This window comes from Mesorhizobium sp. M0621 (assembly GCF_040320745.1).
GTDB lineage: Bacteria > Pseudomonadota > Alphaproteobacteria > Rhizobiales > Rhizobiaceae > Mesorhizobium.
The window spans coordinates 1-9,308 of the sequence record NZ_JAMYQF010000100.1; the positions used below are offsets into that span (position 1 = coordinate 1).

Here is a 9,308-nt window from a genome sequence, read left to right on the forward strand (position 1 = left end):
CTTCGCCATCAGTCCCGACCTCCAACGGTCAAAACATCGAATCTGATTTGCTCAATCTTGGGAATCCTGATTCAGCTAAAACGCGAACCGCTCTAACGGCCCCGGACCACAAGTTCATGACCATATCCTCCTGCGGCTGTCGGGCCGGTGGCCGGCACCGTCTATTCTGCGTGTCGCTGTCGAACGTGCGTCGTTGCTGTCGATGGTCGGGCAAGGTTTCGGCGTCACGTTGCTCGGGGCCGCATCGAGCCTGTCACCTGTCGCGGGTGTCCGCTTTCTGCCGATCGCCGACGAGCCCGAACCTGTAGTGTTCTCAGCCGTGTGGTCGCCCTTCAACCGAAGCACCGCCCTCCGAAACCTACTCGACCTCGCAGAGGCGATGAGGCGATAGCGCGCGACCCCGGGCAGAACCGGGCCAACCCGTCCTATTCGCCGCCGATACTATCCGGCGACACGCCAGCCTCATCTTCGTAATTGCACTTCCCGAAATCCCCCATTCTCTGATCGGCTCCGACATTTTTGCCGATTGGAGCCTGTATGCGTGGAAGCCGAATCCTCTGGGGTCAGATCACCGTCGTTCTGACCATCGTTCTCGTGATGACTGCATGGCGCCTGACCGAATAATCCTTGGTCACAGCCACGCCCTGTACGGTGCGGCCCTCGTCCAGCAGCAACCGCAACGCCCCCAGTCGCCGCCCTCCGGCGACGACTTCGAACTTGGCTCCCTTCGGCGCCTTGGTCACAAGGTTATGGATGAGGCCATGGGCCTCGATGGTGGCGGCCAGTTCGGCCCTACCTGCGAGCGGGATAGTGATTTCAGCGGTATTCATCGACTTGCTCGTTGTTGGTTTCAGGGATTGACCTGAAGGGTTCAGGTCCCCTGAACCCCTGCCTCGCGGCGAGTAGCGGGGAGCGAGGGGGGCAAGTCCCGGGGGCGGAGGGGTCTCCCCGGTCTGCACCTAGCGAAGCGGAGGAAGATGGGGGAACCCGCCCGCGGGGGCTTGCTGGGGAGAGAGGGCCGCGCGCCTCTCTTCCCGCTACATAGGAAAGGTGCCGCTAGGCACATCCATGTCGGCGCAGCCGTGCCGCGAAGCGCGCCCAAGAGAGAAGAGCGTACAAAACGGAAGCACCGAAATGCCCGCCAGCGGGACCAAGTCAGATCGGTGCAGGAGAAAGACCGTGGCCCTGAGACCGGCTCAACAGGGCGGCCGTAGGAGCATCAGCAACGCGCCGCCGTCAGGCGGGATGCGGAACGGACGGCCCCCGGCGAAGGGCGCCGTTCTCTTTGAGCTGCGACCCTGGTGAGCGCCTTCGTGCCTAAAGCTGTGCCGTCGGGCTAAGCTTCAGCTTAAGATCGTTCTGAAAAGCCGAACATGGTTCGTCGAGGTAACACTTGAGGGAAGGATCCTTGTCGGGTTCCCTGTTTTTCGACAAAATCGCCCTGCAGAATTTATATTGCGATTTGGCGGCATCGCACTGCTGGGTGTCCGCCTTATAGCAAGCGTGGACCAAAACGGCTCCCACGTAATCATGCTCGACGTTGTTGGAAGACAGGTGGGTCTGAATGTCTTGGAGAATGGCAACTCCATGGGACATCCCATCTGCTCCGGAGTAGGTCATTACGAGTTGACCGGGTCGTTCAAAGCCGCTTACCGAGCCGCTCCCTGCAACGTTCTCGTAGGTGCCAGACAAATCCGGGGCCGACGTGAATGTCACCTTGAAGGGGGTGCCCCAGGCCGACGGGGGTGACATCCGTAAAGTCGGGACCGTAGTACACCGAGAGATACCATTCGCCCTCTGTAAGAGCGTTGGGGGCTTGCCCGAGCCCAAGGCGAGTGCATGCTCTTGTCGATGACAGTCCGAACGACGTTGGACGTGCCCTGCTGGATGCCTTCGCCGAAGCCGGTCCAGATGAAGGCGCCTACGGCCAACACAGCCACACCAGCAGGCCGAACCTCGCACCTGTTGACTTCGTTTCACGCCCGGGCTCGATTTCCGGCTGGTCCTGCATCCGCCCCTCGCAACGCTCGTCGGGAACAACTTGGGACCCGATTATGGGCCCCAAGGGATCGGTCAGCAGGCTTCCAGATGAACTTTCTTCTTCATGTGCATTCCTCCTCGACTCAAGGGCACTTGCCGTGCGGAGCCGAACACACGCAGTATGGCGATGATAACCCGATTGCGGCTTTCAAGTGTCCTCGCATCCCCCGAGGGCGCCACCTGATCTCTCAGGCAACCTTGTTCGGCGCCGCAGTTATTGAGGCGGCCGGCTTGGAAGCAGTTCCTTATGGCCCTCATGCATAAACCAGAGCACCCGTTTGAGATGACTGCGAAGGGCCTTACGGGCGCGGATTGGCTCTTTGACCGGATCGATACCCAGTACATCCAGCGCCATCTCCTCTTCGCTGGCTCTGTCGGCGCAAGCGTCCATGAGCTTCAAATAGAGCTCGATATGCTTGTCATCATATGCGGTTAGGCTTTCCGACCAGGGGACTTCCGTTGCAATGGTTGGATCAGGCGTTGGGCGCGATCTGCTTTTCATCCATATCTCGCTTTGGCGATGAACCAGGCCCCCGTTCCAAATTCAGAATATCTCCATCTAGCGCACTTTCAACCGTTCTCGGCCTTCTTCGGACAGTGCCCAATCGTTGCATATGGTCGTGGGTTCCAAATTGGCACGCGGCTGCTCGCGACCAATACATCCTCAACTTGGCGAGGCCATGTAACGCCCGGCTGAACCAGAATGGCGCGGCTATTGAGCATCGCCGATTGGATCGAACCTCTTATTTTAGCTTCGCGATAATCTTGTCTGGATGCTTGCAAGCGTCCATCATGCCGCCGTACATACGCTTAAGGATCTCGCCCATCACCGTACGAGCAGCAAACATTTCCAAACTCGATCTTGCAACTTGAGGCTTTGCGTTACTGCATAGCCGCATTGCACAAAGTGTGTTTGCGCATTGCACAACTTTTAGCCATTAAGCTTACAGCTGATGCACGCGATGGTTTCCTCCCATTCCATCGTATCAGCTGTTCCCCTCTGAAGGTTTTGACTTTACATACCTCGGTTTTCCGATGGCCCTTTTTTTGGCGGTCGCCACGTCGTTAATTGAAACGCGGCTCGATCGCCGGTTCAGCCATCAGGCTTTGGAACCCGTTCTGCCCGGCCGACCCCTCCCGATAACAGTCTGACCTTCGCCAGCCTTCTACGGGCAAGCATTCGCGCCAAAAGTTCAAAGCCGCGTCCGTAACATTCGACGATGAAAGCCAATGTCATCAGGTCAAGCCGGTCAAGCAGAAACTCGTCGATCGCATGTGTGAGCGCATCAGACTTTTGTCCGAACTGAAGGAGCAGGGCGCGCGCGTCTTCGATCGCGGCCTGGCAATCGTCTGCATCTATCAGGGAACTGATCCTGTCAAAGATCTGCAAGCGTCCTCACTTTTCGGAAGCCACACTCAGCATCGGAACAGGGTAACGTTTCGCGAAAAATCGCTCGGCAGCGCGTCGATCGAGCATGGTGCCTCAAATGACATGTGAATCCCGGCTCACCAAGATGTCGTCGAAGGCGAGCGAGCCGGCCCATGTCTGCGTCCCGACCGCCTGACAACTGGTCAGGAGGAACTGTGGCCACATTCGTCGTAGGCAAATGGGCCATCTATTCTTAAGCCGCCACGGTTCAGCCTAGATTACATGGGAAGCGACAATAACGGAAAGAAAAGGTTCGCAAAATGAGTAGGGTGGCTGGATCAAAAGAAGATTTGGCTGCACCAACGACCTTTGGGCCACTTCTGCAGCCCACCTTTCGCTCGATCTGGCTCGCCACGCAGGTTTCAAGCCTCGGCTGGTTGATGCAGACTGTCGCCATCAGCTGGCTGATGGCAACGATCTCGACTTCCGATCTGATGGTTGCGTTGGTTCAGGCTTCATCGAACCTGCCCGCCTTCGTCTTGTCTGTCTTCGCCGGGGCTCTCGCTGACAATTTCAGCCGGCGCCGGGTCATGTTCGCCGGTCGGTGCCTTATGGTGACTGCCTCCGCGATGCTGACCGCATCGGTGGCGCTGGGCTTTGTCAGTCCGTGGATGATCCTCGGCTTCAGCTTCTTGATCGCAAGCGGCGGTGCTCTCAATGATCCGGCTTGGCAAGCGTCGGTTGGCGATATTGTGGATCGACGAGATGTTCCCGCTGCCGTCACCCTGCTTTCTGTTGGATTCAATACCGTCCGGACTGTGGGCCCGGCGCTCGGCGGCATTGTGGTTGCCTCGTTTGGCCTTATGGCGGCATTCGCGGTGACCACGCTTACCTATTTCGTACCCTTGGCCACTATTTGGCGCTGCAAGTGGAAGGTTCGTTCTTCCCCTCTTCCACGCGAGTCGATGAGGACGGCGATCTATGACGGGCTGCGCTTCACGGCGATGTCATCGGAAATCAAGGCAGCGATCGCGCGCGGAACCCTCTTTGGCTTGGCGAGCATCGCCATACTCGCGCTGCTGCCGGTGGTTGTCCGCGATCAGCTGGGAGGAGGCCCGCTCGCCTATGGCGCGCTCATGGCCGGCTTCGGGACCGGAGCCGTCTTCGCTGGCCTCTCCAACAGCCTGTTCAGACGGAGCTTGTCGCAGGAGCGGCTGATGAGGCTCTCCTGCGTCGCCTGCGCGGCGTGCTCACTTTCCCTGGCACTGACAACTTCGATCGGGGTGGCGGCAATTGCACTCGCTTTGGGCGGCGCGGGCTGGGTCACCGCCTGGTCAGGGGTCGGTGTGAGCGTGCAGCTGGCAAGCCCGCGCTGGGTCGTGGGGCGCACGATCTCGATCTACTATGCTTTGATAGATGGTGGCATCGCGCTCGGCAGCTGGGTGTGGGGCACGGTGGCCGAAAACCATTCGCTGGCCCTGGCGCTGGAGGGTTCCGCTGCCTCCCTGATGTTCGTCGCTGCAGCCGGCGTTCTGTTTCCTCTTCGCGAGCGCCGCGACTCAGAGCCCGATCCTCTGGAGGAATTCGATGCCCCGGCTGTCGCGCTCAACCTGAAGCCGAGAAGCGGCCCGATCGTGGTCAAGGTCGAATATCTGATAGCCGAGAGAGATCTCGAGGCTTTCCTCGACCTCATGCGGCAGCGGCGTCATGTACACAGCCGGGTCGGTGCTCGGAATTGGACGCTCCAGCGGAACTTGCAGAAGCCTATGCATTGGACGGAAACGTTCCGCACGCCGACCTGGGCGGACTACCTTCGCCTCAATCATCGTCTGACGGAAGTGGACAAGGAACTGGACGAGCGTGTCTTCCAGTTGCACGCGGGAGAGGAAGCGCCTCAGATGACACTTTCCATCGAGCGACCGACAAGCTCGGCCCGCAAGCCCGAGCACTCAGCTTTTCGCCATCCCCGTCATTGAAGCCCGGCCGGCACAGAAAACGCGATTCTTGTCTATCGCGCAAACCGGTGCGGGAGACGGACAATCCACCAAAATTCGATGATGGGTGGCAGAGAAGAAGCACAGGCTGAGAGTGCGGCCGATCGGTCCCCACCGTGAGCGGAGCCTGGGGCTGCAGCGGCACGCGACTATTGCCGCGTGTCACATTTCGAATTTAAAGTCTTCATCAGCCCGCCTCGCTGATCCGGGCCAACGCTATCTTGAGGTTGGCATTTTGTCCCGCCAACTCGCTGAGACGATCACGTTCGGCGGCGACCACATGCGGACTGGAGTTGGCAACGATGCACCCGCGCGGAGCGTGCTGTTGCTGGAAGCAGGAAGGCATGATCGGCCAAAGCCGGGAGAGGTGCTGCCGGCGGTAGCGAATGGGCTGCTGCGTCAGCGTGATGTCTGGACGCCGTTCGCCGAGGCCGGCTTCGTTGAAAATCGTGCGCTTGTTTCGGTGTGGGCCAATGAAGTTCCCAGCGAGCGGCACGGCATGTTTTCCGCTCAAGGTGCCGGCTGGCAGCTCGACCTACGCGATTCGACCGGCTGATGGTGCAGGCGGCCAAGGCGGCAGATGTGGACACGCGGTTTGGCTCGGCCGTGGGTTCGGCAGTGCGCGACGATCAAGGCTGGCTGCTCAAACTGGCCGATGAAGCTATCGTTGCCCGCGCCGTGGTTTGGGCGACCGGTCGCAGTTGGAGGCTGGAGCGATGTTTCGGCGCCAAGCTCACCGTGCACGGACATCTTGCCGCCTACACACGCTTTTTCGACCGCGCACCGGGCGATTGCAGCATGGTCGTCGAGGCGCGTCCCGAAGGCTGGTGGTACAGCGCCGACTTGCGCGTGCCTCACCGATCCGGATCTGGGCAGCGAACTGCGCAAAGCCGGACATTGGTACCGCGCTTTAGCCGCAACGCAGTCCATCGCGCCGCTCGTGCCACCCAACGCAATCGAGACCGCCAGCATGATCAAGGCGGCGGGAACCGCAACGATCTATCCCGCCGCCGGTGACCGCTGGGTCGCGGCGGGCGACTGCCTGTTCTGTGCCGATCCACTGTCCTCACGCGGGATCGTGCATGCACGCCGGTCAGGCATCCTGGCGGCCTAACGCGGCATCGGACATGCTGGACGGGCGTGGCGATTTCGCCTGCGCCCGCTATGCAACAATTGCCACACGCGGCTTTGCCGATTACCTCCCGGCGCTGGCTGCCCACTATGCAGCCGCCGCGCGATGGGACACGCCTTTCTGGCAGCGCCGGCGCAGCCATGTCTTCCACGCGTCTAGCATCGAAGGAGGGAGGTCAGAGGTGGTCTCGGGACGGGGTGCTCGGCATTTATGAACCGACCGAGCGCCAGCGAGTGGTCGTCGGCGGGCTCGATGGGGCATCAGGTCAGGGAACTCGACCTCCATGATCACACCGACTTAATTCAAATTTGTCTGTATATATTGACGATTGAACTACCTTCACCTCGTAGACGGCAATGCGGGCGGGTAGAGAGGGTTCTATGATATGACAAGCGATTTTTCCGCCGCCCGAGTGCATTTAGATCGAGCGTATGACTACCTTTGTGGGGATGATCCGATGAGTCAAAGGGGCCGCGAAGCCTTGGACCTGCTAATTGAGGCGGTTGCCGTCGAAGAGTTCAAGCAGCCACGCCAAAGCGCGGAGGTGCTAAGGTTTCCGATCGGGCGCCGCTGCTGAGGTAATCTCCACGGCCGCCATGTAGCCTGGCAGGCGAGGCGCTCACGGCAAGGACTCGCTGCCCCGTGAGGGCCGGGAACGAACGCATTGGCAAACCGAAAGCCCACTTGCCAGACCAGCGCCCGGCCGGCATGGCAAGAGAGCTGGCGGGTTCCCAGGCGGAGACATTGATGCCGGACTATGACGTGCTTTGCATCGGCAATGCCATTGTCGACATCATTGCCTAGTGCGACGTGGCTTTTCTCGAGACCAACGGCGTCATCAAGGGTGCGATGACCCTCATCGACACGCAACGAACAGAGCTGCTGTACAGCCGCATGGGTCAGGCGATCGAAGCCTCGGGCGGCAGCGCCGGCAACACCGCCGCCGGCGTAGCCAGCTTCGGCGGGCGCGCCGCCTTCTTCGGCAAGGTGTCGAACGACGCGCTCGGCGAGATCTACGCCCACGACATCCACGCCCAGGGCGTCGCCTTCGACACCAAACCCCTGGTGGGACAACCACCGACGGCGCGCTCGATGATCTTCGTCACGGCCGATGGCGAGCGCTTATATCGGCCTGCATGGAACTCGGGCCGGAAGACATCGAGCCCGACAAGGCGTCGGGCGCCAAGGTGAAATTCGAGGGCTATCTGTGGGACCCGCCGCGCGCCAAGGAAGCGATCCGGCAGATCGCGCGCCTGGCGCATGCCGCCGGACGCGAAGTGTCGATGACGCTGTCGGATTCGTTTTGCGTCGACCCCGCCGCGACGAGTTCCTCGAGCTGATGCGCTCCGGCACGGCAGCAGCAGGTCGTCTGGATGGCCGGAACTATCCGGGTGAGTACGTCGGCGATTGGCCGAGTGGTCGAGGCCATTGAGCTTGCAGGTTCGATCAGCGACGCAATGATCGCCAGCGCTCGGCGCCTTCATCCGAGCCTGCAAGAGCGGATTCTCGCCTTTAGGCGAAGATTGCTTCATTATGCTCCTCCCCAAATGGCGAAAACAGCGATCCTAGTTTAGTTGTCGTGGAGGCGACCCGGAGTATTCGCGCCAGTTCGGTCATGATCCCCTCGTCTTCGAGGTCGCTGGGGCGGTTCTGACAGGGCGCGCCGCGCATGATCTGCGGCGGGCAAGAGGACAGATGCCGCTCCTGAAGGTGGGCCGGATACCCGCTGCGAAAGAACCACGGCCGGTTCACGTTAGCCGCGCCCAATTCGCTCTCACCTGGAAAAAGACGGGCGAGGTTTGCCTTGAGCTGACCGTGTTAGCCTGCGGCCCAGGTCGGGGGCTAGGGTCTCGAACTTTTCGCGCAGTTCCTCCGTCAGGGCCCTTGCGTCGGCGCCACTGTCAACCACCCGGGTATTGAGCAATATCAAGAGCTCCGTCCGTTCCTTGGCGTATTCCGTTCTGCGGAACAATCCCCCCAAAAGCGGAATATCTTTCAGCACAGGAACCCCAGAATTGGCACGGTTGGTGCTGTCTTGCATCAATCCGCCGATAGCGATCGTGTCGCCGCTTTGGGTGGATACGGTACTCTGGAGGCGGCGCACCGAAATCACCGGGGATTGAACATTGGTTAGCGTGTTCCTGTTGGCGGTGCTGACCTCCTCGAATGTATCGAGTGTTATACTACCCCCGGCACCTATTCTGGGCGTAACAGCCAAGATCGCACCTGTGTCGCGCATTTCGACGTCGCTCACGATCGGAGAGTTCTCGCTTAGGACAGATTGCGATGATCGCGCTAGGACGGGGACCTGATCGCCCACCTGGATCGTGGCCGTTTGATTGTCGACCGCAAGAATGCGCGGCGCGGACACAACCTTTACCTCCCCAAGCGCTCTTAGCCCGTGTAACACAATGTTGGCGTCCTTGCCGGGAAATACATACGATAAACCATTTGGAACTGCGCCTAAGCCCCTGGTGGAGAGAAGATAGTCCACGCCGTAACTCAGACCATCATCCAGCCGAACCTCGGCGATGATGGCTTGGATGAGGACCTGTCGAGGCTTGAGATCGAGTTGACGGATCGCGGCCTCCACGATCTTGTAGTCGTGGGGTGCTGCGAGTACTACCAGCGCGTTCTGTCCGGGGTCCGCCCGAATCCGAACCGGCGCCGAGAGGCCGAGACGGTTCGCTGACACGACCGTTTCGTCCACCGAATCCGTTGTCGAGACGGTCGCATCTGGCATTTCGGCCGGCGAAGCTGACACGTTGACCGG

Annotated in this window: 8 protein-coding genes and 1 pseudogene; 5 read left to right on the plus strand and 4 right to left on the minus strand. The window is 60.3% G+C overall.

The window, feature by feature from the left end; translation table 11 throughout:
* Positions 1-563: 563 nt before the first annotated feature.
* The 3 genes from NKI38_RS32770 to NKI38_RS32780 form a co-directional block, all read right to left on the minus strand.
* A complete protein-coding gene (locus NKI38_RS32770; RefSeq protein ID WP_352657924.1) occupies positions 564-830 on the minus strand; it encodes a ParB N-terminal domain-containing protein in 267 nt (88 codons plus the stop codon).
* A 1,424-nt stretch (positions 831-2,254) separates the two neighbouring features.
* Complete coding sequence (locus NKI38_RS32775) at positions 2,255-2,542, minus strand: hypothetical protein (protein ID WP_352664934.1); 288 nt, start codon at positions 2,540-2,542, stop codon at positions 2,255-2,257.
* Positions 2,543-3,133: 591 nt separating this feature from the next.
* Positions 3,134-3,430, minus strand: a complete 297-nt coding sequence (locus tag NKI38_RS32780; RefSeq protein ID WP_352658087.1) for a hypothetical protein — start codon at positions 3,428-3,430, stop codon at positions 3,134-3,136.
* A gap of 299 nt (positions 3,431-3,729) precedes the next feature.
* Here NKI38_RS32780 and NKI38_RS32785 point away from each other — a divergent pair, with 299 nt between their 5' ends.
* From NKI38_RS32785 to NKI38_RS32805, 5 genes and pseudogenes are all read left to right on the plus strand, one after another.
* Positions 3,730-5,385, plus strand: a complete 1,656-nt coding sequence (locus NKI38_RS32785; RefSeq protein WP_352664936.1) for an MFS transporter — start codon at positions 3,730-3,732, stop codon at positions 5,383-5,385.
* 85 nt (positions 5,386-5,470) lie between these two features.
* Complete coding sequence (locus NKI38_RS32790; RefSeq protein ID WP_352664938.1) at positions 5,471-5,959, plus strand: hypothetical protein; 489 nt, start codon at positions 5,471-5,473, stop codon at positions 5,957-5,959.
* On the plus strand, positions 5,959-6,420 hold the full coding sequence (locus NKI38_RS32795) for an NAD(P)/FAD-dependent oxidoreductase (RefSeq protein WP_352664940.1): 462 nt from the start codon (positions 5,959-5,961) through the stop codon (positions 6,418-6,420). The genes NKI38_RS32790 and NKI38_RS32795 overlap by 1 nt, the downstream gene beginning before the upstream one ends.
* A 500-nt stretch (positions 6,421-6,920) precedes the next feature.
* Entirely contained in the window at positions 6,921-7,112 is a 192-nt protein-coding gene (locus NKI38_RS32800; protein ID WP_023727257.1) for a hypothetical protein, read from the plus strand.
* Between the two features lie 170 nt (positions 7,113-7,282).
* Positions 7,283-7,889: pseudogene (locus NKI38_RS32805) on the plus strand (adenosine kinase); the annotation flags it as partial.
* A 420-nt stretch (positions 7,890-8,309) separates the two neighbouring features.
* Here the strand turns inward: NKI38_RS32805 and NKI38_RS32810 are convergent.
* The coding region (locus NKI38_RS32810; protein ID WP_502899413.1) for a type II secretion system protein GspD at positions 8,310-9,308 on the minus strand (999 nt) is incomplete at its 5' end.